The organism is Enterobacter cloacae complex sp. HYC074_NIDB, from assembly GCF_056673345.1.
On record NZ_CP114214.1, the window covers coordinates 3064898 to 3091531 of the forward strand.

The window sequence follows — 26634 nt, forward strand, 5'->3', positions numbered from 1 at the left end:
GGGAAACCCGGTCTTTTTTTGTGTGTAAATCAGGCTCTTGGTTTGTAGTTTCTCAGCGCGTTACGGCCGAGGACGACAGCAGAACCGATGATCCCGCCGAGGAGAACGGCAAGGATGAGGGTAATAGCAATTTTCGGGCTGTCGCGTCGGATAGGAAGGTTCGGCTTCATGACGTAACGATAGACGTGAATAGTGTCTGGGTTAACGTTGAGATTCTGGATATCCAGTAAGTTCTGTTTGGTTTGGTAGTAAGCGCCTGAGAAGACCAGCGGACGTGACGCTTCGTTATCAATCATTGATTTCAGCGCTGCTGTCCCCAACAGGAACATAGTTTCTTGAGTCACATCCTGTGTTTGCTGAATCTGGGGTGTAGTAATCTTCGCGGCTTCCGCATTCTTAAATGACTCAGTGATCTGTTTAATACGCAGATCTTTTTGCTCCTGTGCGACTTTCTCCTGGTTCTGGAGGGAGTCGTTCAGGGTTGTGATCTGCTGCTTGAGATTGTCATTGAGGTCAAGCGTCAGTTCTTTTGCTGTCTGTTCATCGATCTGCTGGATATATTGCGCAAGCTGCTTTTGTGCCGCTTCAGCTGTCTCCCCCTGGTAGGTTACGGTCAAAGGTAAACCTTGACCTTTTACAGTAGGTTCAATAGTCAGTTCTTCGGGGTCTTCCTGATTCTCAAGTGCTTGTGCCAAAGCAGAGAAAGAAGAGTTGAAACGACTGATAGCTCGAGATTGAATGTCCAGCATTGAGGGAGCAGCACCGCCATAGAGAATATTCAACGCATTGGAATAAGTAGCTATTTGAGCAGCATCAGGTTGAGCAATGATAGCCGATGATGTCCATTTCTCTTTAGCAACAGTGATGTAAACAACGGCGAGAACGATAAAAGCAGCAATAACGGCCCCTATTACCCACTTACCACGCCACAGCTGTAGCACTAAATCCAGTAAATCAATTTGCTCCGGGTCATTGTTGCGTGTGACCAGGTTATCGTTGTTGTGCGTCATACAATCCCTAACAGATGAAAAAGGGCAAAAACAATCTTGTTTCCATAGTGTATCTGTTGCTGGCGATTTTTCTATAAGAATCCGATGAGTTATATCGGAAAGATGGGTTATGTAAGTGAAGTGCGACGCGCTATCATAGTCGGATTCTGATGTCCTGGGACATCAACAAGAACACTGTGAATGAGGGAAGCTATGAAATTTCTTGTAACGGGCGCCGCGGGCTTTATCGGTTCTCATGTCAGCAAGCGCCTGCTTGATGCAGGGCATGAAGTTGTTGGGCTTGATAATCTGAATGATTACTATGACCCAAACCTCAAGCTCGCTCGCGTCGAACTGCTCAAATCCGAGAGTTTCACTTTCCACAAGCTGGACTTAGCGGACCGCGAGGGCATGGCTGCGCTCTTCGCCAATGAAAAATTTGACCGCGTGATCCATCTTGCCGCCCAGGCGGGCGTGCGTTACTCGCTGGAAAACCCGCATGCCTATGCGGATGCGAACCTGGTAGGTCACCTGAACGTGCTGGAAGGCTGTCGCCACAACAAGGTTCAGCATCTTCTGTATGCTTCATCCAGTTCTGTTTACGGCCTCAACCGTAAGATGCCGTTTTCTACTGACGACTCCGTGGATCATCCGGTATCCCTGTATGCGGCAACCAAAAAAGCTAACGAGCTGATGTCGCATACCTATTCGCATCTGTACAACCTGCCGACCACTGGCCTGCGCTTCTTTACCGTCTACGGCCCGTGGGGACGCCCGGACATGGCGCTGTTCAAATTCACCAAAGCCATGATTGAAGGCAACAGCATCGACGTATACAACTACGGCAAGATGAAGCGCGACTTCACCTATATCGATGATATTGCGGAGGCGATTATCCGCCTACAGGACGTTATTCCTCAGGCCGATGCCGACTGGACGGTCGAAGCCGGTTCGCCAGCAACCAGCTCTGCCCCGTATCGCGTGTATAACATCGGTAACAGCTCACCTGTCGAACTGATGGATTACATCACCGCGCTTGAAGAGGCGCTGGGGAAAGAAGCGGTGAAAAATATGATGCCGATCCAGCCGGGGGACGTGCTGGAGACCAGTGCGGACACCAAAGCGCTGTATGACGTTATTGGGTTTAAACCACAAACCTCAGTCAAAGAAGGCGTGAAAAACTTCGTCGACTGGTACCGCAACTTCTATAACGTTTAAAAACAAAAAACCCGGCACAGTGCCGGGTTTTTTTATATCACGATTTTGATCAGTCGCTGCCGAACAAATCGCGGGTATAGACTTTATCTTTCACGTCCGCGAGCTCTTCCGCCATACGGTTGGAGATAATTACATCCGCTTCTTTCTTAAACGCATCCAGATCGCGGATCACACGCGAATGGAAGAACTCATCTTCCTGCATGGCCGGTTCATAAATAATGACCTGCACGCCCTTCGCCTTAATACGCTTCATGATCCCCTGAATGGAAGAAGCGCGGAAGTTATCGGAACCGCTCTTCATGATCAGGCGATACACGCCCACCACTTTCGGCTGACGCGCGAGAATGGAATCCGAGATGAAGTCTTTACGCGTGCGGTTGGCATCCACAATGGCGGAAATCAGGTTGTTCGGCACCGCCTGATAGTTAGCCAGCAACTGCTTGGTGTCTTTTGGCAGACAGTAGCCGCCGTAACCGAAGGACGGGTTGTTGTAATGGTTACCGATACGCGGGTCAAGACACACGCCCTCGATGATCTGACGGGTGTTTAGACCTAAGCTCTCGGCATAGCTGTCCAGCTCGTTGAAGTAAGCCACACGCATCGCCAGATAGGTATTAGCGAAAAGCTTAATGGCCTCTGCCTCGGTGGAATCGGTGAACAGCACCGGAATATCTTTTTTGATTGCGCCTTCCTGAAGCAACGCAGCAAAACGCTCCGCACGCTCGGAACGCTCGCCAATCACGATACGGGATGGGTGCAGGTTATCGTATAACGCCCTGCCCTCGCGGAGAAATTCCGGCGAGAAGAAGACATTATCAATACCCAACTCTTCTTTAATCGATTTGGTGAAACCCACTGGAATTGTCGACTTGATGATCATCACTGCGTTCGGGTTGATTGCCGTAACGTCTTTGATCACCGCTTCAACGGTTGAGGTATTGAAGTAGTTGGTTTTAGGATCGTAGTCTGTTGGCGTGGCAATGATGACGAAATCCGCATCGCGGTATGCGTCTTCTTTGTCCGTGGTTGCGCGGAAATTAAGCGACTTATTAGAAAGGTAATCCTGAATCTCTTTATCGACAATCGGAGACTTCTTCTGATTGAGCATATCCACTTTGGCCTGCACGATGTCCAGCGCAACCACTTCATGGTTTTGTGCAATCAGAATACCGTTCGAGAGTCCGACATAGCCTGTTCCGGAGATAGTTATTTTCATTCGCTAATGACTTCTTTAAGTTAACTGAACAGATGGTCGCCTGACCATCGCGATAAACTTGGCTGTTGGGCTTTGTACCTCCTGCCCGACAGAACTGTCAAGGCAAACCAGGAGTAATCCCCGCGAGAGGACAAACATTCAGACAACTTCGAAACGAATCGTTATTTTTAGCATAAAAAAACCCGGAGAGGTCTCCGGGTTATATTCACAACGAATCAATCAACTCATTCCAGCCATTCGGTGTGGAACACGCCTTCTTTATCAGTACGCTTATAGGTATGCGCACCGAAGTAGTCACGCTGTGCCTGAATCAGGTTAGCTGGCAGAACGGCAGAACGATAGCTGTCGTAGTATGCCACCGCAGCGGAGAAGGTCGGAACCGGGATACCATTCTGCACCGCGTACGCAACCACATCACGCAGCGCCTGCTGATATTCGTCAGCAATCTGCTTGAAGTAAGGTGCCAGCAGAAGGTTTGCGATACCCGCATTTTCAGCATAGGCATCGGTGATTTTTTGCAGGAACTGAGCACGAATGATACAGCCGGCACGGAAGATCTTCGCAATCTCACCGTAGTTCAGATCCCAGTTGTTCTCGTCTGAAGCTGCACGCAGCTGAGAGAAGCCCTGCGCGTAAGAGACGATTTTACCCAGATACAGCGCGCGACGGACTTTCTCAACGAACTCCGCTTTATCACCAGCGGGTTTGGCCTGAGGACCAGACAACACCTTAGATGCCGCCACACGCTGCTCTTTCAGAGAAGAGATATAACGTGCAAATACAGACTCGGTGATCAGGGACAGTGGCTCACCCAGATCCAGAGAGCTCTGGCTGGTCCATTTCCCGGTGCCTTTGTTCGCGGCTTCATCCAGAATCACATCAACCAGGTATTTACCCTCTTCATCTTTCTTGGTGAAGATATCTTTGGTGATGTCGATCAGGTAGCTGTTCAGCTCGCCTTTGTTCCACTCGGTGAAGGTCTTTGCGAGCTCCTCGTTGGAGAGGTTCAGACCGCCCTTCAGCAGAGAGTAGGCTTCAGCAATCAGCTGCATATCACCATATTCAATGCCGTTGTGAACCATTTTCACGTAATGACCAGCGCCATCAGGACCGATATATGTCACGCATGGCTCGCCGTCTTCAGCAACGGCTGCGATTTTAGTCAGGATTGGCGCAACCAGTTCGTACGCTTCTTTCTGACCGCCAGGCATGATGGATGGACCTTTCAGAGCGCCTTCTTCACCGCCGGATACGCCAGTACCAATGAAGTTAAAGCCTTCAGCAGACAGTTCACGGTTACGACGAATGGTGTCCTGGAAGAAGGTGTTGCCGCCATCGATAATGATGTCGCCTTTATCAAGATACGGTTTAAGTGAATCGATAGCAGCGTCGGTTCCTGCGCCCGCTTTCACCATTAACAGGATACGACGAGGTGTTTCCAGAGACTCAACGAACTCTTTAACCGTATAGAAAGGAACCAGTTTTTTGCCTGAATTCTCAGCGATGACTTCTTCGGTCTTATCACGGGAGCGGTTGAAAACGGAGACGGTATAACCACGGCTTTCGATGTTGAGCGCCAGGTTGCGCCCCATCACTGCCATACCGACAACGCCGATCTGTTGCTTGGACATTACATACTCCTGTCAGGTGTGGTCGCCACGCAAAAGACGTGGCTTGAATGTATCAATTATGTTAACTCAAATTAGCCGCAACTGTGTAGTAAAGTTGTGCCTTAAAGGCTTTTCCGCACTGACATTTTTCATGTATCAGTACAGATCTTCATATTGTTTAGTAACATTAATCCAAGTATATCGTTGGTCCGCAATATGCTTTAATTTATTTGCGCAAATCTCATCTTCAGCTGTGTGGAGCACCTGTGATCGTTGTTCCAACAAGTTAACTAGTTCTTTAGAATTTTTAAAGTAAAAGGCTGAATTCTCAGTGGAATACCTATTGAAATCACAATCAAACGCAAAAATAGCCGTATTGAAATGCATTGCTTCTACTAATGAAGGATTTGTTCCCCCAGCAGAATGACCATGAATGTATCCTCGACACTTACTTCTGTACTCAAAGAGAATGTTGATGTCATATATCGGATCCAGCAATTCAATATTTTTGAAAGGACTATATCGATTTCTTAGTTCACGCCCATACGCGCTTGAATTCCAGTTACCTACCATTTTAAAGCAGCTATTTGTCTGGCTGAATGCTTCAAGGATCATTTCAATATTATTTTCTGGCTCTATGCGACAAACTGTAAAGTAATAATTATCCTTATCTTGAGACACTACTTTATTCCCGATAGCATGATCGCCACCATAAGCTATCACACTACTTTTAACTCCATATTCTTTTAACACATAGTTTGATATCGCTTCGTTATCTGCAATTATAGTATCAGAATAATGAACCGCAATTTTTTCCGAATATTTCAAGAACCATTTTGCAAATTTCCCCCATTTATCACGTCGCCATTCAAGCCCATCAATATTTGTAATAATCTTAGCTGAAGAAAAGAATTTAAAAAGAGGCAAAAAAATACAACCTGAAACACCTAGCACGAGAACAACATCAGGCTTACAGAACATGGATCTCATCAGTGAGAATATATCATAAGGGATACTCGAACTGCCGTTAGCCTTCAATGGTACATATTTAAGTTGAGCGTCTTTATAATTTTTACTTTTTGACTTATAAGACTTTCCAGAGCAATAAATCGTATAATTAATTTTTTCACTTTGATGATCAACAAGATTTTGAACAAGTGACTCAAAACCACCATAACAAGCCGGCACCCCCACAATCCCAATGATATCGATATTTTTTTTTGCATTCTCATTACGCATATAAAACCTAAATCCTTAGCAAGGATATGCATTTCAATTTGATTTGATAAAGTCTTTGAAATTATATCTTTTTCGTATTAAATCAGATAATACACGAGCACTGACAAAAATTAAAGAAAGGGCATACTGGAAAATATGTGATACGTTGTTTTTCCGAAGTAGATTTTCCTTACCTTTAATTTCACCTTTACGCATTTTAATTAAATTACCAGACACCCCGCCAGTAGTACCAATTGCTCGTGGTACCGTAGTATGCACGCTATCACAATACTTAACCCTAGTTGTGGATTCTACATATGATAAAAGAAATGCATAATCTTCCGAATATCTTAATGTTGGATTAAAAAGGCATTTTTTAACTCTAATCACCACACTAGGCGTTACACATGGATTAAGGAGACATATAAACCAGCGAAAATGGAGTAATTTACCGAAAGTTTTAAACCATAAATTTGAGATTTTATTGTACTTTTCGCAACCATCAACGGCATGATATAAAAGATCAATGTCTTGATTCGCTAAAATTTGTAAAAGCCAGTCAATCTTATCAGGGCTAAAATAATCATCTGAGTCGAGGAACGCAACAAACTCAAATGAAGCACGCCTAATCCCTACATTTCTGGAGACCTGTGGCCCTTTATTTGTGCTATTTTTAAAAATACGAATTGGAATATTATTTTTATTATAACGCTGTAACACCGAATAAATATCAAAATCTGAGCAATCATCTACAACTATAATCTCCACCTTTTCTTTTTGACAAGAATCAATTGAATCTACAGCTCTAAGTAAAGTATCAATTCTATTATAAGATGGAATTACAACAGAGATACCAAATTCTCTTGTTTTCATATTATACTCACAAAAGGTATTGCACGCATATGAGCCGAACCACATAACCACAAAATGGTAATAAAGATGTTACCACATGTCACATATGAAAGAAATTTGTACGATTGTTGACTATACCGTTTAACGCTAATATACGTCATTAATAAAAATAAAGGATATACTCCGTAAACCACTCTAAAGCCTAAATATGGCACGATTGAAACTATTGAGCATATAGCAACTATGTTAATAATAACATTTAATGTAAGGACATCTTTTACTAAGAACTTTCTTGCAAAGGACAAATAAACAAAAAAAGTTAGCATTAAATTTATTAGACTAATTAACCTTACGATAAAATCATCACTGGCATATGGCATATATTTATAAATTGAAGCTTTGAAACTTAATACACCTGGCACAAAATCTAGATATGCCGTTCCAAATAATAAGAATATACCCATTACCATTGATGGAACGATTAACTTATAATTTAACCTTGATATTATAAATATAACAATAATTAGTGCAGATGCCTGATGAAAAAGTAGAGATAGTGCAGCCAGGACTCCAAAAGAAACATAGCGTCGTTTGAAATAAAATGAAAAAGATAAAAAAAGTATTGCAATTGAAAACCCTTGCCTCATGGCATTTGTTAATAATTCAATACCAATAAATGAAGAGAAGAGCGTTATTATTATCAGTTTATCAAGCTTAAATACCAGCGTTGTAATGAAAATAATGCTAATAACAAAATACGGCCATAGCCAAATTATCCAATTCACTTCACATCTTTCGGCCATTAAAAAATTCAAAAGGTTAAAGATTATTTTATAGGTATAGTCTAAGCCAGTGTAAGATTCTGGATTTAAACAATAGTCCGTAAATTCATTTAGATAGTTCTTGGTATCAGCACCAAAATATTCATTTTTGAATAAAAATAGCACCAGAAGTGTAAGAAATACAAAAAATGATAAAAATCTATTTAAAACCTGAGAATTTACTTTATTACCTTCAAGATATAACGAAAGGAATTGTAGTAAAAGTAATATTGCGAGTAGTGCTATTAGCATTTAAAAACTCATCTAAGAAGTAGAACAGTTATCGATATTCAGTAGGAAACGCCTTAAGCAAATCTTCTTTACTACGAGTAAATTGGTTACAACGACACTTTGCTAATAAATCTTCAAGCGAATAATTGCCAGCTCCGCTAACGATACATACCTTCGGCGCATTGTTATCAGTGGTACTATAGTAATCACAGAATTTATATTCACCTCCAAGAACTTTGTCACTAAAAGCAACCCAAAGATTAGGTATGCCATAAGTATCTGCGGCTATCAACCCATGTAGTGAGGAGGAAATAATGAATTCGCACTCATTCATTTTATCAATAAATGGTTCAATATCATTCTGAATATCAACCAAAACACAACCGTTTTTGAGTAATGACTGCACCGCAGGCAATTCTTTATCTTTGTAATGTGGAATTACTCCCACTTTGTATTTTTTGGTAATGTGTTTCGCATCATAGAACAGAGGAAGCAACACAGCAGGATCCCCCAGCACATCTGGGCAATTGATACCAAATTCATTCCTCAGACGATTACGAGTTAAAACACCACGTACAGATCTAATATCTAAATCTTTGGTTTTTAACGGGGCATCCTTGGATATAAAACCACTTCCCCATATTATACTTTTTGACGATGCACTGGACAAAACACTACCGATCGCAAGTATATGAGGTGATTGTTTGAAATTATTTTTTACTACCGTTTTCTTCGTTATTTTCTCAATCAAATATTTGTTAAGCTGATCACCCCAATTATTATGTCGAGTGTAATAATTAACAGGCACTTTATCTTTTCCAATTGCTAACAATCGATCTTTGAACTCAGTCGACAGAGCAAAAAATGCCTCAGTATACTTACCCATGTTGTTTTTCCTTTTTAGAAACGATGATCAATGAGAAAACAAATATTAGGAAATTGGCGAGTGCTATCGACTCTACAATGTATTGGAAATCACTATTGTTTTTATTTAACAAAAGATAAGCAAATGATATAAACAGAGACACTAAGTACAATATTAATATCAGTGTGAGATTATATCTTAACTTCATTATTAAAATAGGCATCCGTGAAAACAAATAAAATAATTGTCCCATAGCAAGATAAAAGGCATATTCAAAAACATCAATGTGAATATAAATGGTTATAGAAAGAAAATAGAGTATTAAGTAATTGACAATGATCAAACCTATAGCAACAAATATAAAATGAAAATATTTTTTCCAGATAAATATTTTCTCATCATTGTTGATATTACTTTTGAGAAATATTGAATCGTACAATGTTATCAACATTGTTACAATGCCGAATACATTTTGAGTAATTCTTAACTTTACTAATTCATTTGCTGGAATTTCATTTTTGAAAAGGATAAAAAAGCCTTGGTTAGTGACCCAATAAATGATCGTGATTATTGAGAATACCCCTCCCAGCTTCAAAGAATCCTGAATTATATGCTTGAAAGGATCATTACACACAGCATGGGCTTTGCTTTTTTGTTTGCTTTTGAAGAAAAACGGAACCACTATTAAAAAAGGGAGAAATTTTGCTAGGCAATAGAAATAAACATAGCTAGTAGAATCGAAAGTTATTATTTTAAACCATGCCAAAAGCATCATTACTGTAAATATCGTGGCTGTTGAGATCATTGCGCAACCAGATATCAATGACTTATCAGTATAATAGCAATAACGTTTAAAAAATTCAGAGACAATACCTATAACAAAAAGTGACAGTATCAGAGGTGACTTGAACCAAACAACAATAATAGCAGCAGTAATAACCACAAAGAATAAAAACAACTTTAACCAATAACTATGAGTTTGGTTTTTATATCTTAGCAAAAGATACTGTGTTGTAAAACAAGAACAAAATAATACACATACTAAGGCAATAGACTGAGCGACAACAACCTTTGCCATCTCTGTCCCACTAAGTAAATTTCCGCCAATTGCGATAAAAAGAAATATAAGACCAGAGTCCATAATCTGGTCCACAGTAAAAATGAGGCTTTGTGCTTTTTTATTGTATGTCATAGATCGATAAAATTCGACTGATTAGCATCTTTTGCTGATAAGCTAGGTTTTTCACTTAAAGGCCAATTAATACCAATCGTTGTATCATCCCATTTTATACCACGATCACTATCCGGATGATAATAGTTGGTTGTTTTATATACGAATTCCGCAGTGTCACTTATCACGTAGAAACCATGAGCGAACCCTTCAGGGATCCATAATTGTCGTTTATTTTCAGCAGAAAGATAAAACCCTACCCAGCTCCCATAAGTAGGTGAAGATTTTCGAATATCAACCGCTACATCAAATACTTCCCCAGCGACACAACGCACCAATTTACCCTGTGCGTACGGTTCCAGTTGATAATGCAGACCACGCAAAACGCCTTTACAAGATTTAGAATGATTATCCTGCACAAACTCGACTTTACGACCTACCGCCTCTTCAAATACTTTTTGGCTGAAACTTTCAAAGAAAAAACCACGATCGTCACCAAATACCTTTGGTTCAAAAATCAGCACATCAGGAATATTAGTTTTAATTACGTTCATGTCTTAATAACCTTTAATCATCTTCAGCAGGTATTGGCCATAGGCATTTTTCTTCAATGGTTCAGCCAGCTTCTTCACCTGCTCAGCATCAATAAACCCTTTGCGATACGCAATCTCTTCAGGGCAGGACACTTTCAGCCCCTGACGCTCTTCAATCGTTGCAATAAAATTGCTCGCCTCGATCAGGCTCTGATGGGTTCCTGTATCCAGCCACGCATAGCCACGCCCCATCATCGCAACGGACAAACGCCCCTGTTCCAGATAAATACGGTTAATGTCGGTAATTTCCAGCTCACCGCGTGCAGAAGGCTTCAGGTTCTTCGCCATCTCCACTACATCGTTATCATAGAAATAGAGTCCCGTTACGGCATAGTTGCTCTTCGGCTCCAGCGGTTTCTCTTCCAGGCTAATTGCCGTGCCATCCTTATCGAACTCCACCACACCATAACGTTCAGGATCATTAACGTGGTAGGCGAATACGGTTGCACCATCACCTTTGTTTACTGCGGCTTCCAGCTGTTTCGGCAAGTCATGACCATAGAAAATATTATCGCCCAGCACCAGCGCACAGCTATCGTCACCAATAAACTCTTCGCCAATGATAAAGGCCTGTGCCAGTCCGTCCGGGCTTGGCTGGACTTTATATTGAAGGTTTAACCCCCACTGGCTGCCGTTACCGAGCAACTGCTCAAAGCGCGGAGTATCCTGCGGCGTACTAATGATCAGAATATCTTTAATCCCTGCCAGCATCAGCGTAGACAACGGGTAGTAAATCATGGGTTTGTCGTAAATTGGCAGTAGTTGCTTGCTAACCGCCATGGTCACTGGGTAGAGACGAGTGCCGGATCCGCCGGCAAGGATAATACCTTTTCGTGTAGCCATTATAATTTCTCTATAAACACGAAATGCCCGTAAACGGGCATTTATTTAATGATTAAATGGATTGCGCCGTGAAAAGCTCAGCCAGCATACGCTTCACACCAACATGCCATGCTGGTAATACCAGGTTGAAGTTCTGCTGGAACTTCATGGTATTTAAGCGTGAGTTATGCGGGCGACGCGCAGGCGTCGGATATGCCGTGGTTGGTACAGCATTCAGCTTTTCAATCGCCAACTCAACGCCTGCCTTTTGGGCTTCCTCAAACACCAGCGCCGCATAGTCGTACCAGGTTGTCGTCTCAGAAGCGACCAGATGATAAAGCCCGGCAACTTCTGGTTTCACCATCGCGATACGAATGGCGTGGGCGGTACAGTCGGCTAACAGCTCAGCGCCTGTTGGGGCACCCACCTGATCGTTAATGACGGAAAGTTCTTTGCGTTCTTTCGCCAGACGTAGCATGGTCTTAGCAAAATTGTTGCCTTTACCTGCATATACCCAGCTTGTACGGAAAATCAGATGATTAGGGCAATTATCCTGCAATGCTTTTTCGCCATCCAGCTTCGTCTGACCATAAACATTCAGCGGTGCCGTCGCATCCGTTTCACTCCAGGGGGTTTCGCCATCACCGGGGAAGACGTAATCCGTGGAGTAGTGAACAACCCAGGCGCCGATTTTTGCAGCTTCTTTCGCGATAGCCTCAACGCTTGTCGCATTCAGTAACTGCGCAAACTCAGGTTCCGACTCTGCTTTATCCACTGCGGTGTGTGCGGCTGCATTGACGATCACGTCAGGTTTAATATTACGAACCGTCTCAGCAATCCCTTCCGGGTTGCTGAAATCACCGCAGTAATCTTTAGAATGCACATCAAGCGCAATCAGATTGCCAAGTGGAGCCAGCGCGCGCTGAAGCTCCCAGCCCACTTGCCCTGTTTTGCCGAACAGAAGAATATTCATTATTGACGTTCCCCGTAGTTCTGTTCGATCCAGGTTTTATAAGCACCGCTTTTTACGTTATTAACCCACTCCTGGTTGCTCAGATACCATTCCACGGTCTTACGAATTCCGCTTTCGAACGTCTCTTCAGGCTTCCAGCCCAGTTCCACCCCAATTTTATGCGCATCAATCGCATAGCGGCGGTCATGTCCTGGGCGATCGGCAACATACGTAATTTGGTCGCGGTACGAGCCTTCTTTCGGGACGATCTCATCCAGCAGATCGCAAATAGTGTGCACAACGTCCAGGTTTTGCTTTTCGTTATGACCACCGATGTTGTAAGTCTCACCCGGTTTGCCCTGAGTCACAACGGTGTAAAGCGCACGCGCATGATCTTCTACATAAAGCCAGTCACGGATCTGGTCGCCTTTGCCGTAAATCGGCAACGCTTTACCGTCAAGGGCGTTCAAGATCACAAGTGGGATCAGCTTCTCAGGGAAATGATACGGTCCGTAGTTATTCGAACAGTTAGTCACGATGGTCGGGAAGCCGTAAGTGCGCAGCCAGGCACGAACAAGATGGTCGCTGGATGCTTTGGAGGCAGAGTACGGGCTGCTTGGCGCGTAGGCTGTGGTTTCAGTGAAAAGCGGCAGGTCTGCGGATGCCGGATGTTCATCCGGGTGCGGCAGATCCCCGTACACTTCATCGGTGGAGATATGATGGAAGCGAAACGCTTTTTTCGCTGCGTCATCGAGGGTTGACCAGTAAGCACGTGCAGCTTCCAGAAGCACATACGTCCCAACAATGTTGGTTTCAATGAATGCCGCCGGGCCAGTAATGGAACGGTCAACGTGGCTTTCGGCCGCCAGATGCATTACCGCATCCGGTTTATGTTCAGCAAAAATACGATCCATAGCCGCTTTATCACAAATATCTGCATGCTCAAAAACATAACGTTCACTGGCGCTGACATCGTTAAGGGACTCGAGGTTGCCGGCATACGTCAGTTTATCCACATTGACGACTTCGTCATGGGTATTAGTAATAATATGTCGTACAACCGCTGAGCCGATAAAGCCGGCTCCACCCGTCACAAGAATTTTCACGTTATCTATTCCGTTTTGTAGATATATCGAGATATTGGCGTTCTAAACCCTGGTATTAATTTAGGATTAGAAATTTTGCACGCTACCGCCCCTGGCTTGACAGCTACCAGTGCACTGAGCGAGTGTTGAATATAAGATTGGCTGTCTGATTTCAGACAAAAACTGGCGTTAATTGTCGTCTTAAATGGTCTCGGAAACAAGCACAAATCGTTACAAATCAGCCCAGATTTGAAGCAGGTAACTCTCTGTTATCATGGGAATTAATAATAAAAAGCGGCAGTCATCATTTTTGTTATGTAACAACATAACTAAAATGATGACTGCCGCGCATGAAGACTTTAAGGCTGCGGAAGAAGTATCAGTCGTTAGCCAGCAACTTCTCAATCCGGCTTCTGAACTTCGCCCCTTCCTTCAGGTTACGCAGGCCATAGTTCACAAACGCCTGCATATACCCCATTTTCTTACCGCAGTCATAGCTATCGCCGGTCATCAGCATGGCATCAACGGACTGCTTCTTCGCCAGCTCAGCAATCGCATCGGTCAGCTGGATACGATCCCAGGCACCCGGCTCGGTTTTTTCCAGCTCAGCCCAGATATCCGCATTCAGCACATAACGGCCGACTGCCATCAGGTCGGAGTCCAGGGTCTGCGGCTGATCGGGTTTTTCGATAAACTCAACGATCCGGCTCACCTGCCCTTCTGTCTCCAGAGGCTCTTTAGTCTGAATAACAGAATACTCGGAGAGATCGCCCTTCATACGTTTCGCCAGCACCTGGCTGCGGCCCGTCTCGTTGAAGCGAGCGACCATTGCCGCCAGGTTGTAACGCAGCGGATCCGCAGATGCGGTATCAATAATGATGTCCGGCAGAACCACGATGAACGGGTTATCGCCCACCACTGGCCGCGCGCAGAGGATTGAGTGGCCCAGACCCAGCGGCTGCGCCTGACGCACGTTCATGATGGTCACGCCAGGAGGACAGATAGACTGAACTTCTGCCAGAAGCTGACGCTTAACGCGCTGCTCAAGAAGCGCTTCGAGTTCATAAGAGGTGTCGAAGTGGTTCTCGACGGCGTTCTTAGAAGAGTGCGTCACCAGAACGATTTCTTTGATCCCCGCAGCAACAATCTCGTCGACGATGTACTGAATCATCGGCTTGTCAACGATCGGCAGCATCTCTTTAGGAATGGCCTTTGTGGCGGGCAACATATGCATGCCCAAACCCGCTACCGGTATGACTGCTTTCAAATTAATCATTATTTCTTCCACCTTAAAATGGTTGACGAATTATAGCTTTTAAACCTGTTTTCGCCAGCATGTTTTGCCGTAAATATGAAGTAATCCTAGGTCACCCCACCACAAATTACAGTAGTTGTAATCTGAATAGATCGCGATTTCGTTCCAGGAATTGTCGCAAAATAGTCTGGATGATTACCTGTGCGGCAGCGCAAAATTCAACCGTTCCGTATTCACCACATGTTGATCGACCCGATCAATATCCACCGAGCTCTGCCCCTTTTCATTAACCGCTTTTATGTTCGCAAGCGACAGCAACGTCTCGTTTTTAGCCATAAACTTCCCGCGCACGTCTTTGCGCAAGTCGAAGTTCATCTTAAGCGCTGGCCCCGTCGCTGATTCCTGCATCACGTTGATATTACGCAAGAAAAGATGTTGTGGCTTGTTGTGCAGCTCAAGTGTTGCCCGCTGCATGTTGACATTGGTGATGGCAACAAACGACGTGGCATTGCCGGAGGAAATCTGTATCCCGCGCAGCTTATAGGCAAGCTGTCGGTTATCCAGGCGAATATCGTTAAGTTTGAAGTTTTGCGGTATCGACAGATAATCGCCCTTGATCACGCCATACCCGATTAACATTCCGGCGCTGTTCACCATATCGATATTATCGATAACGAAATTATCACAACCATAAATAGCTACCGTTGCGTTATCAATTCCGGCCTTTTTACTGAAGTCGGGAGTAATATTGCTGGCCTTGATATTACGGATCACAAAGTGTTTACCGTTTTCAACATGCACCAGCTGCCGACAGTTGCTGCCGGTGATATTCGCCACCACGAAGTTTTTAACGGTCTGCTGTTCCGGATAGTCATTGTCGTACGTGCTGCCAGCCAGCCCAATGCCTATGCCCCAGTTGATCTTGCCGTTTGTGCAGTTGATGTTATCGATCACGTGGTCAGAGATCAGGATGTTACGGTCGTTAATCGCCACGTTCCACTCAATCGCGTCACCCTGCAAATGGCTGAATTTGCTATTGGTAATGCGCGCACCGTCCACCTGATTATGAAAACCCTGGCGCAGAATGGCGTAGTTGGCCTGACTCACGGCAATGCGATCGATAAGCAGGTTACGCATCACTCTCGGCTTTTTACCGCCAATGTAGATCTGGGTGACGGGGCCGAAGCCGCTCATCGTCAGCCCTTTAATGACACAGTCGGAGCCACGCACGTCCAGCGTGATGTTATGTGTGCGCCCCTCATCTTCCCCAATGACCTTGCAGCCTTCCTGGAGCACAAACCGCCCGCGCCCGTTGCCCTTCAGCGCGCCGCGGATCAGCAGGGTTTTGCCATCAGGAATGAAAATGCCGGTATTGATGTTTTCACAGGTTAACCCGGCGGGAACAACAACGGTATCGCCCTCGGTAAATGCCTGCTTAAAGGCGGCGATCCAGTCGTTATTGTTGTAGCGATCGACAGAAACCGTCTTCCCGGTCGCCGCCCGCGCAGCGCGGGGCGACAGCAGCGGCATGGCAGCCAGGACGGATAAAGAAGAGACAAATCGGCGTCGGGTAATCTTTTTCAGCATACAACCTCAGCGTTACAGCGTTTGCAGCAGGCTCGCTAACTGGCGATTAATCACCTGCTGATTGAATTCTGCTTCAACTTTTTGCCGCGCATTTTGCAGCACAGGGATCAGCGTCTGCTGATCGATATCACTGAACGCGGCCAGACGATCCGCCAGCGCCAGCGCATTGTTTTCAGGGACCAGCCAGCCGGAATGCTCAGAGGTGATCAGCTCCGGGATCCCGCTGTGCAGGGTCGAGACTACCGGAATGCCGACCGCCATCGCCTCCATCAGCGCCACGGGAATGCCTTCCATATCGCCGTCGGCGCCGGTTACGGAAGGCAGCAGGAACACATCCGCGTCATCAAGCATGGCTTTCACTTCATGGCTCGGCTTGAAGCCCGGCATCTCGACCACGTCTTCCAGCTGATACTGTTCAATCAGCGTGCGCAGGCGACGCTCCCACGGCCCGATACCCAGGATGCGGTAGTGGAAGTCCACGCCGCGCGCCTTCAGCTGGCGACAGGCTTCGATGGCTACGTGCAGCCCTTTCTTTTCGGTCAGGCGGGCAACAGAGATAATTTGCAGCGGCTTGCCCGGCACCTTGACCGGTCGCTGGGTGAAGCGTTCCATGTCTACGCCCATGCGTGAAACGGTGATTTTCTCGCTCGGGCACCCCATGGTTTTCAGGCGCCCGGCCCACAGGTTGCTTATCGGCAGCATCATGTCGCCACGGCGGAACAGCTGCTGATATTCCGGCGTGTAGTGGTTCAGCACTTCCCGGCTGGAGATGTCGATACCGTGGAAAATGGTCGCGATTTTGCCGTCAATCACCCCCAGCTCACGCAGTTTTGCCGCCGTTACGCCCGCCGGGCCAAAGTGGGCGATAAAGACATCGGCCCGGTACGGCTGGGCCGTTTGCCCGCAAATGGCGGATAAGATCAGGTTGCGGGCCTCCGCCCCATAGCGCGACATATTCAGCGCCCGCCACGTCGAGGCGCGATGCAGGCCGCGCAGCGTCTGTCCGGCGCGATGGCGTAATTTGTTCATCCGTCCGGCGGGTTCATCCTGCAACCAGCGGGTTTTTGCCTCCAGCCCATACCGGGTATACGCCGCATGGGTGTTTTGCGTATCGCCCTTTTGCAGGGCGATAATCTCCACGTCATACCCCATATCGATAAACGCGGTGATTTGGTTCAGCACAAAAGTTTCAGACGACAGCGGAAATTTCAGTAAGAAGAAACCAACCTTCATTTCCCCTCCCGGACGCGGTCGAGTACGGATTTCACCATGCCAATACCTTTTTCGCGTTCGGCTTTTACCGCCACCGCCAGACGTTCGTTGATCGCAGGCAACTGGCCGAGCGTGTCGCCCACCATCGCACCCAGCGATCCGTCCAGCAGATGACGAATATCGACGGCCATTTCAGGCATACCGAGCTGCTGCATAATGCCCGCGGACTTGTGTTCGTAGTTGATGGCGATGGCTGGCGTGCCGAAGTTCATCGAGATAATGGCCGAGTGCAGACGCGTGCCCACGGTCAGGTCGCAGGCGGAGAGCAGCTTGCCCATCTCCAGATCGTTCAGCTCGTCCATCACCACGTGATAGCGGGACGGATCGTTCACCAGGTTGCGCAGGTTGAGCGCCACCATACGGTCATCTTTGTTGTAGCTGTCGATACCGGTACAGGTGGAAAGCGCCAGCACCTGGTAACCGCTGTCCAGCACGCGGTTCACCACGTCGGCAAAGGCTTTCTCGTACGCCGCCTGGGTCGTGCCGAGGCGTTTATCGAACGGCGCAAGTTCACGCAGGGTAATGGCGACGGTTTTCTGCTTTGCCGCCACGTCCAGCCAGTGCTGTACCGCGTAGCTGGCCTGGAAGCTGTCATCCTGATGATCCACCAGCCAGGCGGTGTCTACACCGTGCTCCACTTTGGTGGTGTCGATTTCGCTGCGCTTCATCATGTCGAGGCTGACCGATTCACGCAGGATCAGCGCGTCGCAGTGGCCGAAGACATAGTTCGCCAGCTGGTTAAACTGCGGATCCTGGAATGGCCCGACGCTGTGGCCAATCATAAACAGCGGCTTTTTCGCCATGAAGGTACAAAGCGCATGCTCAAACTGCGGCACGCCGTAGAGATCGACGAAGAACGAACCGCCCACCTGAATAATGGCGTCATAGCCGGACAGCAGACGCACAAAATCGGTAAAGCCCTGCGCGATGGCGATGTTGCGCAGCTTGCCGGTGTCGGTTACGCGAGAAAGCAGCACCTGATGCTGATAGCGGCGACGCAGGACTTTCTTCACGCGCCCCATCACGCCCGCGGCGTTGTTGTGCTGTTTCATCTGGCTGTAGAGCGGGTCGCCCATCACCGGGCGGTTCAGTAACCAGGATGAGCTGACCGGATAACGACTCATCACATCCACTTCTGTCTCAGGCTTAAGAGTGTTAATTGCATCCAGTAAACCGCGCAGGATGGCGCTGTCGCCACGGTTGCCGCAGGTATGGTTGCCAAGAATAAGTAATTTCATAATGGCCTCGTAAAATTAGCCTGCGCGAAGCAGCGTTTTCATTTTTTCGTTACGGCAAAACTGGCGCTTCATCTCGACCACCAGCGCATTGCGTGACAGCACAATCATCACGCCGAACGCCAGCGCGCCTGCCGCGACCTGCACCGCAAGCAGCGCCGCCAGCGGCAGATGCCCGTTGAGCACCACGCCCAGGCCGTAGCTCACCGCAAGCGTCGGCAAGGAGAGATAAAACGGCAGCCACAGGCTGAGGATGTACTGACGGTAGCTGGAGCCCAGCACCGGTTTGATCATCACGAAGTAGCTCAGCACGGTATTGACGATTTGCACCAGCAGGAAGCCGAGCGTCACGCCAATGGCGCCCGCCATGTGCCCGCCCACAATAATTGCCGGAATAAACAGGAAGGTTTTAAACACGTTGAACTTGAAGCTGATATCCACGCGCGCCTTTGCCATCAGCAGAGAACCAATCGGGTTCCCCACCGAGCGCAGCAGCCCCACGACGCACAGCAGTTGCAGGATTGGGATGATACTGTTCCACTTCTCGCCAAACACCAGCGGTACGAAATTGCTGGCGACCACCATCAGCCCCAGCAGGACCGGGAAGTTGATTATCCCCACCACGGAGAGCAGCTTGTAAAAGTTCACGCGCAGCTTCTCGGTATCGTCCTGAATTTTGGCGAACGCCGGGAACAGGACGCGGGTAATAATCGGGTTGAGCTTCATCGGCGGGACAACCGCGACGTTATACGCCAGGTTGTAGCCACCCGCGACGCTCGCGCCCAGAATGCGCGCCAGCACCAGCGTGGAAAGGTTGGTATTGACGTAGTTGATGATGCTGTCTGCCGTCAGCCACGCGCCGAAGCGCAGGTTGGATGAAACAGACGCCAGCGAAAAATGCAGCCCCGGGCGATAAATCTTGCGGCCAAAGAAGCCAAACAGCAGCGTGCGCACGGCAGAGTTAACGAGGTAGCCGAGGATGGCGGTCATCGCCAGCGGCCAGAAATGGGCGCTGACCACGGTGAAGGTAAAGCCCGCCAGCACGGCGCTGGTCTCAATCATGCCGATTTTGTTGAACTCCAGCTCTTTCTGCATCAGCGCGCGGAACTGCTGCCCGTGCGGGATCACCACGAAAGCGAACGACAGGGTGCGCATCAGCGGCGCCAGGTCCGGGTTATGCAGCACGCCGGCAATCACATCGCTCAGCAGGAACACCAGCACAAAAACGAAGATACCCAGCCCGACGTTCAGCCAGTAGAGGGTGGTCAGCTCCAGATGGCTGATCTCTTTGCGCTGGATAATGGAGTTGGCGATACCAAAGTCCGACAGCGTATCGGCCAGGGCGATAATCACCAGCGAGACAGTCAGCAGACCAAACTGGTGATTATCGATAATGCGCGCCAGCACCGTCATCTGCACCAGGCCGAGGCCAATGATGACGATGGTGGCCATGGCTGACCATTTCGCACCGCTGATGGTTTTTTCTCGTAAGCTCATCTTAGTACGCCGCTTTGTTCACGAAACCTTTGAAAATGGTCAGAAAAACAATCTTGATATCGAACCAGAGGCTCCACTCGCGGATGTACTCCAGATCGAACTCGATGCGTTTTTCCATTTTTTCCAGCGTGTCGGTCTCGCCGCGCCAGCCGTTGATCTGCGCCCAGCCGGTGATGCCTGGCTTCACCTTATGGCGCAGCATGTAGCCTTCAATCAGGGTGCGGTACTGCTCGTTATGTGCCACGGCGTGAGGACGAGGCCCGACGATGGACATCCCGCCGGTGAACACGTTGATGAACTGCGGCAGCTCATCGAGCGAGGTACGGCGCAGGAAGTTGCCCACGCGGGTAACGCGCGGATCGTTCTGCGTCGCCTGGGTCACCACCTTGTCGTTCTCCATCACCTTCATGGAGCGGAATTTCCACACCATGATCGGCTTACCGTCCATGCCGTAGCGGGTCTGACGGAAGATGATCGGCCCCGGCGAGCTGAGCTTCACCGCCAGCGCAATGCAGCACAGCACCGGGGAGATGAGCAGCAGGATCAGGGACGAAAGCACGATATCTTCCGCGCGCTTCAGCACGCGGTTAATCCCCGACAGCGGCGTGTCGTACAGCGGAACAACCGGTACCCCGTTCACCTCTTCAATACGGGAGTGGAGAATATTGAAGGTGAAGACATCCGGGATGAGGATCACCGAGCAGGTGGTATCCGCCAGCTCGCGCATCAGTTTCTTGATGCGGGACTCATCTTTCATCTGCATGGCGATGTAGACGTTATGAATTTTGCCGGCTTTCGCATCGTCAATAAGCTGTTCGTAGTTACCAGCCCAGTCGGACGGCACGCCGCCGGGCTTCGCGTCGTGATAAATCCCGACCACTTCAAAACCTAACCACGGCTCTTTGCGGAAGCTGTCGAGCAACACCTGCCCCACCGGCAGATCGCCCGCCACGGCAACGAAGCGACGGTTATACCCACGGTTGCGCAGCCAGCCCGCGCCAAAGCGGATCAGCGAGCGGCAGACCACCATGCCAATGCTGGTTAACAGATACCAGCAGAGATAGGTCACAAGACGGTTATCAAAATCATGGCTGAACGCCACCAGGCCTGCGCTGAAAACCAGGCTTAAGGTCCAGTTCTGGAGCAGCAGCATCAGTTCGGTGGTCATTTTGACGCCGCGCCATGAACGATAAAAATCGGTCATGCCGCCGATCATCTGAAACACCACCAGCGCAATCAACGCCATCAGCAAGTGCATGTATAAGAACGACTGCCCGCTGACCCAACACACCGCCCACAGTCCGCCGACCATGATGGTGATATCAGAAAAACGCTGCACCATAGAGATTAACGATGCATTCGTTCTCGCTCGTTCGCGCTTTTTTAGATTTGTCATCGTTGTTCCTTTAGTTCTAAACCTTACCCCTCGCCCCTCACCCCGGCCCTCTCCCCAAAGGGGAGAGGGTGTTCAAGTTCCCTCTCCCCTTTGGGGAGAGGGTTAGGGTGAGGGGTAAGGTTTTCTTTTTACTGATTCAACAGCGCCAGAATGTCCTTCGTTCGGGCTTCCATCAGCGCGGTGTCAGCGCGGGACTCCACGTTCAGGCGCACCACCGGCTCGGTATTGGACGAGCGCAGGTTGAAGCGCCACTGCGGGAACGCCATGCTGATACCGTCGGTACGGTCAATCTCCAGCGCATGAATGGCAAAGTGCTGTTCCACGCGGGCAATGGCCTCAGCTGGCTGTGCCAGTTTGCTGTTGATCTCACCGCTGGCCGGGAACGCCGCCATGCGGTCGCGCACCAGTTCGCCCAGGCTCTGCCCTTTCAGGCACAGCAGCTCGGTCACCAGCAGCCACGGGATCATCCCGCTGTCGCAGTAGGCAAAATCACGGAAATAGTGGTGGGCGCTCATCTCGCCGCCGTAGATGGCGTCTTCCTCACGCATACGCTCTTTGATAAACGCGTGGCCGGTTTTGGACATCACCGGCTCGCCGCCCGCGGCCTTCACCACGTCGACGGTGTTCCAGGAAAGACGCGGATCGTGAATGATTTTCGCCCCCGGGTTTTTCTCGAGGAACGCTTCCGCCAGCAGGCCAACGATGTAGTAGCCTTCGATAAACTGCCCTTTCTCGTCGAACAGGAAGCAGCGGTCGAAATCGCCGTCAAAGGCGATACCCATATCGGCGCCGTGCTCAATCACCGCGTTGCGGGTGTCGTCGCGGCACTCCGGCAGCAGCGGGTTAGGAATACCGTTCGGGAAGTTGCCGTCTGGCGCGTTGTGCACTTTGACGAAGGTCACCGGCACGTTCATCGCCTTAAAGCGGGCTTCAAGTGCATCGACAACCGGGCCTGCCGCGCCGTTGCCGGAGTTAATCACCAGCTTCAGCGGTTTGAGGTTTGCCACATTGATGTAGCCCAGCAGGTGGTCGATGTACTCTTTTTGCAGGTTAATCTGCTTATAGCTGCCGCGCTTCGCTTCGTTCACCGGCGGGAAGTCGTTGGCCTCGGCCAGACGCTGCACGTCGCGCAGACCGGTGTCGCCGCTGATAGGACGCGCGCCCTTGCGCACCAGCTTCATGCCGTTGTAGTCCATCGGGTTATGGCTGGCCGTCACTTCGATACCGCCGTCCACGCCCAGGTGGAATGTGGCAAAATAGATCTCTTCGGTACCGGAAAGGCCAATGTCCAGCACATCGACGCCCGCGTCCTGTAGCCCTTTCGCCAGCGCCAGCTTCAGGGATTCGCTTGTCAGGCGCACGTCGCCGCCCAGCACGATAGTTTGTGGTTTGAGGTATTCGCCGTACGCGCGGCCGATGCGCCACGCAATGTCTTCGTTCAGCTCTTCGCCCAGCTTGCCGCGAATATCGTAGGCTTTAAAACAGGTTAATTTTTCCATGATGACCCCTTTTTCAGGCAACAGTTGGCCCTGACCATGTAATGGCCAAATTTATTTTTTTCATTCGTAGGCCCGGTAAGCGCAGCGCCACCGGGCATGATGCGGAGTGCTACACGCGCCCGTAGCGATCCTGGAAGCGGATGATGTCGTCCTCTTCCAGATAGGAGCCGGAACGCACCTCAATTAAGTCGAGCGGAATTTTCCCCGGGTTTTCCAGACAGTGCGTGGCGCCCAGCGGAATATAAATGGACTCGTTTTCACCGAGCAGCTTCACTTCACCGTCGATGGTCACTTTGGCGGTCCCTGCCACCACCACCCAGTGTTCGGCGCGGTGATGGTGCATCTGCACCGACAGCCCTTCTCCCGGCTTCACGGTGATGCGTTTCACCTGATAACGCTCGCCGGCGTCGATGGAGTCATATTTGCCCCACGGGCGGTAGACTTCACGGTGAATATGGTGTTCGTGACGGCCATCGGCCTTGATCTTCTCCACCACTTTTTTAACGTCCTGCACGGCATTACGGTCGGCAATCAGCACCGCGTCTTTGGTCTGCACGACCACCAGATCCTTCACCCCTACCGTAGTGACGAGGCCAGATTCGGCGTAGACGTAGCTGTTTTCCGTTTTGTGGCTGATCACATCCCCGTGATGGACGTTACCCTCCGGGGTATGCGCGCTGATCTCCCACAGTGACGACCAGGAGCCGACGTCGCTCCAGCCCGCATCCATCGGTACCACTACCGCATCTGCCGTACGTTCCATCACCGCATAGTCAATGGACTCTTCCGGACAGGCGAGGAAGGCTTCTTCGTCCACGCGGATAAAATCGAGATCCGGATCCACCACCGCCATCGCTTTTTCGCAGGCGCTTAAGATATCCGGACGGTATTTTTCCAGCTCTTCCAGGTAGCGCCCGGCGCGGAACAGGAACATGCCGCTGTTCCAGTAGTATTCACCGCTGGCGACATACGCCTGCGCGGTTTCCAGATTCGGTTTTTCGACAAACTGCGCCACGTCAAAGGCCACGCTGTCGCCTTCACCAGGCGTAACGCTGCCGCGGCGAATGTAGCCATAGCCGGTTTCCGGGAGATCCGGCACGATGCCGAAGGTCACCAGCTTGCCGTTCTCAGCGTAAGGAATCGCGGCGCGTACCGCGTCGCGGAAGGCCTCTTCCTGCTGGATGACGTGGTCAGCCGCCAGCACCAGCATCAGCGGGTCGCAGTCCGGGCTGCTGCGTTTTGCTGCCAGCGCCGCAAGGGCAATGGCAGGCGCCGTGTTGCGTCCGGCAGGCTCCAGAATGATATTTTCGGTCAGTTTGTTCAGCTGGCGCAGCTGCTCCGCAACGATAAAGCGGTGCTGCTCGTTACAGATCACCACCGGGCTTTCACACTCCACGCCGTGCAGACGGTTAACCGTCGTTTGCAGCATGGTGAGGTCGCCTTTCAGGCACAGAAATTGTTTTGGATAAAGCACGCGGGACAGTGGCCACAACCGGCTCCCGGATCCACCCGCCATTACGACCGGATACAAAGTGGTTTGACTCATGATTTATCCCCGTATATCTGCAATAAATTGGCTCAGCACGTTCTCTTTCTCGAGCGTGCGTTCGGCATATTCACGTGCCACCGTGTTCTCTTTTGGCATGGCGAGTGCCTGCTCAATTCCGGTCACCAGCGCAGGAACCGATTCAGGCTCCACGCAAACGGCAATGCCCGGGTAGCTGTTGCACAGCTGGCCTAATTCTGTTGCGGCTTCTGCCGTAATCACCGCGTTTCCGCCCACTGCCAGAATGTTGGTCAGCTTGGACGGCAGCACCGCATCCGCCGCGCCGCGTTTTTGCACCACCAGATGGCAGTCCGCCATTTTCAGCAGCGCGGGCAGCGCGTCATAAGACTGAAGCGGGAAGAAGCGGATGTTGGTCAGTCCGCGCTCGCTGGCCATTTTTTCCAGCCGCGCTTTACCACCGCCCTGCCCGACTATCACGAACATCCACGGGTGTTCGCTCAGCTGAAGCGCGGCGTCAATCACGCTCTCCAGCCCCTGTTTTTCGCCGATGTTGCCTGAGTAAAGAATGATTTTTTGCTCAGCAGGCAACCCGAGTTGCGCGCGCAACGCCTGCGCGTCCTGGTCTGTCACATCGCGGAAGCGCGCCACTTCGGACCAGTTCGGAAAGAAGATCACTTTTTCCGCCGGGACGCCCTTCTCCTGCGCCTTGTTCATCATCGAGCGCGAGATGGTCGAGACGTAATCCACGTTGTGCAGGCCGCTGCGCTCAAAGGCGCTGGCGAGCTTCGCCACCTTGCCGCCCTTGCCTTTCCCGGCCATACCCAGCCCGAGCATGGCGTCCACTTCATAATCCTGAATGTGCAGCAGGGTGCGCGCGCCGGAGAGTTTTCCCAGCAGGCGCATGCCTGGCGTGCAGAACAGGGTCGGCACCACGCCGATGATGCGATCCGGCTTCCAGCGACGCTGCGCCATCAGCGGGAAGAAACTGCTCAGGGCAAAGCTGCCCAGATGAATTAAACGTTTCAGCGTCGAGGGCTGTTTCGGCACGTAGAGCGGGCAGCGCCAGACGGTCGCGGCGCCCTCTTCGCGGCGGTAGCGCCAGCTGGAATAGCGTTCGCCTACCTTCCACTCCGGGTAATACGGCGGGGCAGTAATCACCCGCACGTCATGTCCCTGGCTCGCCATCCACTCGACCATCTCGCCGGTGTATTTCCCGATACCGGTAAGCTCCGGCGAGTAGTTAATTCCGTAGACGAGGATTTTCATAGACCTGGCACCTCGGCCTGACGTTCCGCAAGGAAGTACGCCCGACTGTTGTCATGGACGTTGTTGCTTGCCAGCAGCGCCTCTGGCGTTAACCAGCGGTAATCGTCATGCTGAGAATCAGGCAGACGCAGGTCTGCCTCACTCACCTTCAGGCGGAACCCCAGCACGACGTAGTGCGTGGTGAACCCGGTGCCTGAAAAGTTATCGTCATAGAAGTGCTGCCAGACCCCGTAAAACTGGCCCGCTGCCATCGGCAGTTGCAGGCCCAGTTCCGCCAGAGTGAGACGCTCAAACGCATCGGTAAGCGTCTCATCCTTCTGCACGCGCCCGCCGGGCACGAACCAGAAGCCCTGTGCAGGACGATTGGTTCGTTTCCCCAGCAAGAACTCGCCGCGTTCGTTCTCCACGATCAAATCAATTGAGATCAGCGGAGTGGAACGCACTACCGTGGCAAAATCTTCCTGACTTAAAAACATC

The 26634-nt window shown here is 49.6% G+C and carries 23 protein-coding genes; 1 reads left to right on the plus strand and 22 read right to left on the minus strand.

What is annotated here, in order from left to right; genetic code table 11:
- Positions 1 to 29: 29 nt before the first annotated feature.
- Positions 30 to 1010, minus strand: coding sequence for an LPS O-antigen chain length determinant protein WzzB (wzzB, locus tag O1724_RS14915; protein ID WP_045896129.1), 981 nt, complete (start codon positions 1008 to 1010; stop codon positions 30 to 32).
- Between the two features lie 192 nt (positions 1011 to 1202).
- Between wzzB and O1724_RS14920 the strand changes: the two genes are divergently transcribed.
- Positions 1203 to 2207: an NAD-dependent epimerase gene (locus O1724_RS14920; RefSeq protein WP_126297253.1), complete on the plus strand. Its 1005-nt coding sequence runs from the start codon at positions 1203 to 1205 to the stop codon at positions 2205 to 2207.
- A 49-nt stretch (positions 2208 to 2256) separates the two neighbouring features.
- On the opposite strand, the gene ugd is transcribed toward O1724_RS14920, so the two are convergent.
- From ugd to O1724_RS15025, 21 genes are all read right to left on the minus strand, one after another.
- Positions 2257 to 3423: a UDP-glucose 6-dehydrogenase gene (ugd, locus tag O1724_RS14925; protein WP_045343191.1), complete on the minus strand. Its 1167-nt coding sequence runs from the start codon at positions 3421 to 3423 to the stop codon at positions 2257 to 2259.
- A gap of 224 nt (positions 3424 to 3647) precedes the next feature.
- On the minus strand, positions 3648 to 5054 hold the full coding sequence (gene gndA / locus O1724_RS14930; RefSeq protein ID WP_045896134.1) for an NADP-dependent phosphogluconate dehydrogenase: 1407 nt from the start codon (positions 5052 to 5054) through the stop codon (positions 3648 to 3650).
- Between the two features lie 135 nt (positions 5055 to 5189).
- A complete protein-coding gene (locus O1724_RS14935; protein ID WP_126297252.1) occupies positions 5190 to 6272 on the minus strand; it encodes a DUF1972 domain-containing protein in 1083 nt (360 codons plus the stop codon).
- A 33-nt stretch (positions 6273 to 6305) separates the two neighbouring features.
- Positions 6306 to 7124 carry a glycosyltransferase family 2 protein gene (locus O1724_RS14940; RefSeq protein ID WP_072050905.1) on the minus strand — a complete coding sequence of 273 codons (819 nt, stop codon included), beginning with the start codon at positions 7122 to 7124 and terminating at the stop codon, positions 6306 to 6308.
- Entirely contained in the window at positions 7121 to 8176 is a 1056-nt protein-coding gene (locus O1724_RS14945; protein ID WP_061856585.1) for an EpsG family protein, read from the minus strand. Before O1724_RS14945 ends, O1724_RS14940 begins: the two co-directional genes overlap by 4 nt.
- A 28-nt stretch (positions 8177 to 8204) precedes the next feature.
- Entirely contained in the window at positions 8205 to 9041 is an 837-nt protein-coding gene (locus tag O1724_RS14950; RefSeq protein ID WP_049126683.1) for a polysaccharide pyruvyl transferase family protein, read from the minus strand.
- Positions 9034 to 10161 carry a hypothetical protein gene (locus O1724_RS14955; protein ID WP_126297251.1) on the minus strand — a complete coding sequence of 376 codons (1128 nt, stop codon included), beginning with the start codon at positions 10159 to 10161 and terminating at the stop codon, positions 9034 to 9036. The genes O1724_RS14950 and O1724_RS14955 overlap by 8 nt, the downstream gene beginning before the upstream one ends.
- 47 nt (positions 10162 to 10208) lie before the next feature.
- Positions 10209 to 10745, minus strand: a complete 537-nt coding sequence (gene rfbC, locus O1724_RS14960) for a dTDP-4-dehydrorhamnose 3,5-epimerase (protein WP_045896139.1) — start codon at positions 10743 to 10745, stop codon at positions 10209 to 10211.
- Between the two features lie 3 nt (positions 10746 to 10748).
- Positions 10749 to 11627, minus strand: coding sequence for a glucose-1-phosphate thymidylyltransferase RfbA (rfbA, locus tag O1724_RS14965; protein ID WP_045896140.1), 879 nt, complete (start codon positions 11625 to 11627; stop codon positions 10749 to 10751).
- Positions 11628 to 11679: 52 nt separating this feature from the next.
- Positions 11680 to 12579, minus strand: a complete 900-nt coding sequence (gene rfbD / locus O1724_RS14970; RefSeq protein WP_045896141.1) for a dTDP-4-dehydrorhamnose reductase — start codon at positions 12577 to 12579, stop codon at positions 11680 to 11682.
- A complete protein-coding gene (rfbB, locus tag O1724_RS14975; protein ID WP_045896142.1) occupies positions 12579 to 13664 on the minus strand; it encodes a dTDP-glucose 4,6-dehydratase in 1086 nt (361 codons plus the stop codon). Before rfbB ends, rfbD begins: the two co-directional genes overlap by 1 nt.
- A 358-nt stretch (positions 13665 to 14022) precedes the next feature.
- Positions 14023 to 14919 (minus strand): GalU regulator GalF, encoded by an 897-nt coding sequence (gene galF / locus O1724_RS14980; protein WP_017383282.1) that lies wholly within the window; start codon positions 14917 to 14919, stop codon positions 14023 to 14025.
- Positions 14920 to 15093: 174 nt separating this feature from the next.
- Positions 15094 to 16485, minus strand: coding sequence for a colanic acid biosynthesis protein WcaM (gene wcaM, locus O1724_RS14985; RefSeq protein ID WP_126297250.1), 1392 nt, complete (start codon positions 16483 to 16485; stop codon positions 15094 to 15096).
- 12 nt (positions 16486 to 16497) lie between these two features.
- Positions 16498 to 17718 carry a colanic acid biosynthesis glycosyltransferase WcaL gene (gene wcaL / locus O1724_RS14990; protein WP_023324940.1) on the minus strand — a complete coding sequence of 407 codons (1221 nt, stop codon included), beginning with the start codon at positions 17716 to 17718 and terminating at the stop codon, positions 16498 to 16500.
- Entirely contained in the window at positions 17715 to 18995 is a 1281-nt protein-coding gene (gene wcaK, locus O1724_RS14995; RefSeq protein ID WP_006811234.1) for a colanic acid biosynthesis pyruvyl transferase WcaK, read from the minus strand. The genes wcaL and wcaK overlap by 4 nt, the downstream gene beginning before the upstream one ends.
- A gap of 15 nt (positions 18996 to 19010) precedes the next feature.
- Entirely contained in the window at positions 19011 to 20489 is a 1479-nt protein-coding gene (gene wzxC / locus O1724_RS15000) for a colanic acid undecaprenyl disphosphate flippase WzxC (RefSeq protein WP_003863527.1), read from the minus strand.
- 1 nt (position 20490) lies between these two features.
- Complete coding sequence (gene wcaJ, locus O1724_RS15005; protein WP_032659376.1) at positions 20491 to 21885, minus strand: undecaprenyl-phosphate glucose phosphotransferase; 1395 nt, start codon at positions 21883 to 21885, stop codon at positions 20491 to 20493.
- Between the two features lie 128 nt (positions 21886 to 22013).
- Entirely contained in the window at positions 22014 to 23384 is a 1371-nt protein-coding gene (cpsG, locus tag O1724_RS15010; RefSeq protein ID WP_126297249.1) for a colanic acid biosynthesis phosphomannomutase CpsG, read from the minus strand.
- A 109-nt stretch (positions 23385 to 23493) separates the two neighbouring features.
- The gene (gene cpsB / locus O1724_RS15015) at positions 23494 to 24930 is read right to left on the minus strand and encodes a mannose-1-phosphate guanyltransferase (protein ID WP_003863522.1); all 1437 of its coding nucleotides are present in this window, start codon (positions 24928 to 24930) and stop codon (positions 23494 to 23496) included.
- A gap of 3 nt (positions 24931 to 24933) precedes the next feature.
- Positions 24934 to 26157 (minus strand): colanic acid biosynthesis fucosyltransferase WcaI, encoded by a 1224-nt coding sequence (gene wcaI, locus O1724_RS15020; RefSeq protein WP_022651482.1) that lies wholly within the window; start codon positions 26155 to 26157, stop codon positions 24934 to 24936.
- Positions 26154 to 26633 carry a GDP-mannose mannosyl hydrolase gene (locus O1724_RS15025; RefSeq protein ID WP_126297263.1) on the minus strand — a complete coding sequence of 160 codons (480 nt, stop codon included), beginning with the start codon at positions 26631 to 26633 and terminating at the stop codon, positions 26154 to 26156. The genes wcaI and O1724_RS15025 overlap by 4 nt, the downstream gene beginning before the upstream one ends.
- Between the last annotated feature and the right edge of the window lies 1 nt (position 26634).

Coding starts and splice junctions, on each gene's coding strand:
- wzzB (WP_045896129.1), bottom strand. CDS start 1,010: ATGACGCACAACAACGATAACCTGGTCACACGCAACAATGACCCGGAG.
- O1724_RS14920 (WP_126297253.1), top strand. CDS start 1,203: ATGAAATTTCTTGTAACGGGCGCCGCGGGCTTTATCGGTTCTCATGTC.
- ugd (WP_045343191.1), bottom strand. CDS start 3,423: ATGAAAATAACTATCTCCGGAACAGGCTATGTCGGACTCTCGAACGGT.
- gndA (WP_045896134.1), bottom strand. CDS start 5,054: ATGTCCAAGCAACAGATCGGCGTTGTCGGTATGGCAGTGATGGGGCGC.
- O1724_RS14935 (WP_126297252.1), bottom strand. CDS start 6,272: ATGCGTAATGAGAATGCAAAAAAAAATATCGATATCATTGGGATTGTG.
- O1724_RS14940 (WP_072050905.1), bottom strand. CDS start 7,124: ATGAAAACAAGAGAATTTGGTATCTCTGTTGTAATTCCATCTTATAAT.
- O1724_RS14945 (WP_061856585.1), bottom strand. CDS start 8,176: ATGCTAATAGCACTACTCGCAATATTACTTTTACTACAATTCCTTTCG.
- O1724_RS14950 (WP_049126683.1), bottom strand. CDS start 9,041: ATGGGTAAGTATACTGAGGCATTTTTTGCTCTGTCGACTGAGTTCAAA.
- O1724_RS14955 (WP_126297251.1), bottom strand. CDS start 10,161: ATGGACTCTGGTCTTATATTTCTTTTTATCGCAATTGGCGGAAATTTA.
- rfbC (WP_045896139.1), bottom strand. CDS start 10,745: ATGAACGTAATTAAAACTAATATTCCTGATGTGCTGATTTTTGAACCA.
- rfbA (WP_045896140.1), bottom strand. CDS start 11,627: ATGGCTACACGAAAAGGTATTATCCTTGCCGGCGGATCCGGCACTCGT.
- rfbD (WP_045896141.1), bottom strand. CDS start 12,579: ATGAATATTCTTCTGTTCGGCAAAACAGGGCAAGTGGGCTGGGAGCTT.
- galF (WP_017383282.1), bottom strand. CDS start 14,919: ATGATTAATTTGAAAGCAGTCATACCGGTAGCGGGTTTGGGCATGCAT.
- wcaM (WP_126297250.1), bottom strand. CDS start 16,485: ATGCTGAAAAAGATTACCCGACGCCGATTTGTCTCTTCTTTATCCGTC.
- wcaL (WP_023324940.1), bottom strand. CDS start 17,718: ATGAAGGTTGGTTTCTTCTTACTGAAATTTCCGCTGTCGTCTGAAACT.
- wcaK (WP_006811234.1), bottom strand. CDS start 18,995: ATGAAATTACTTATTCTTGGCAACCATACCTGCGGCAACCGTGGCGAC.
- wzxC (WP_003863527.1), bottom strand. CDS start 20,489: ATGAGCTTACGAGAAAAAACCATCAGCGGTGCGAAATGGTCAGCCATG.
- wcaJ (WP_032659376.1), bottom strand. CDS start 21,885: ATGACAAATCTAAAAAAGCGCGAACGAGCGAGAACGAATGCATCGTTA.
- cpsG (WP_126297249.1), bottom strand. CDS start 23,384: ATGGAAAAATTAACCTGTTTTAAAGCCTACGATATTCGCGGCAAGCTG.
- cpsB (WP_003863522.1), bottom strand. CDS start 24,930: ATGAGTCAAACCACTTTGTATCCGGTCGTAATGGCGGGTGGATCCGGG.
- wcaI (WP_022651482.1), bottom strand. CDS start 26,157: ATGAAAATCCTCGTCTACGGAATTAACTACTCGCCGGAGCTTACCGGT.
- O1724_RS15025 (WP_126297263.1), bottom strand. CDS start 26,633: ATGTTTTTAAGTCAGGAAGATTTTGCCACGGTAGTGCGTTCCACTCCG.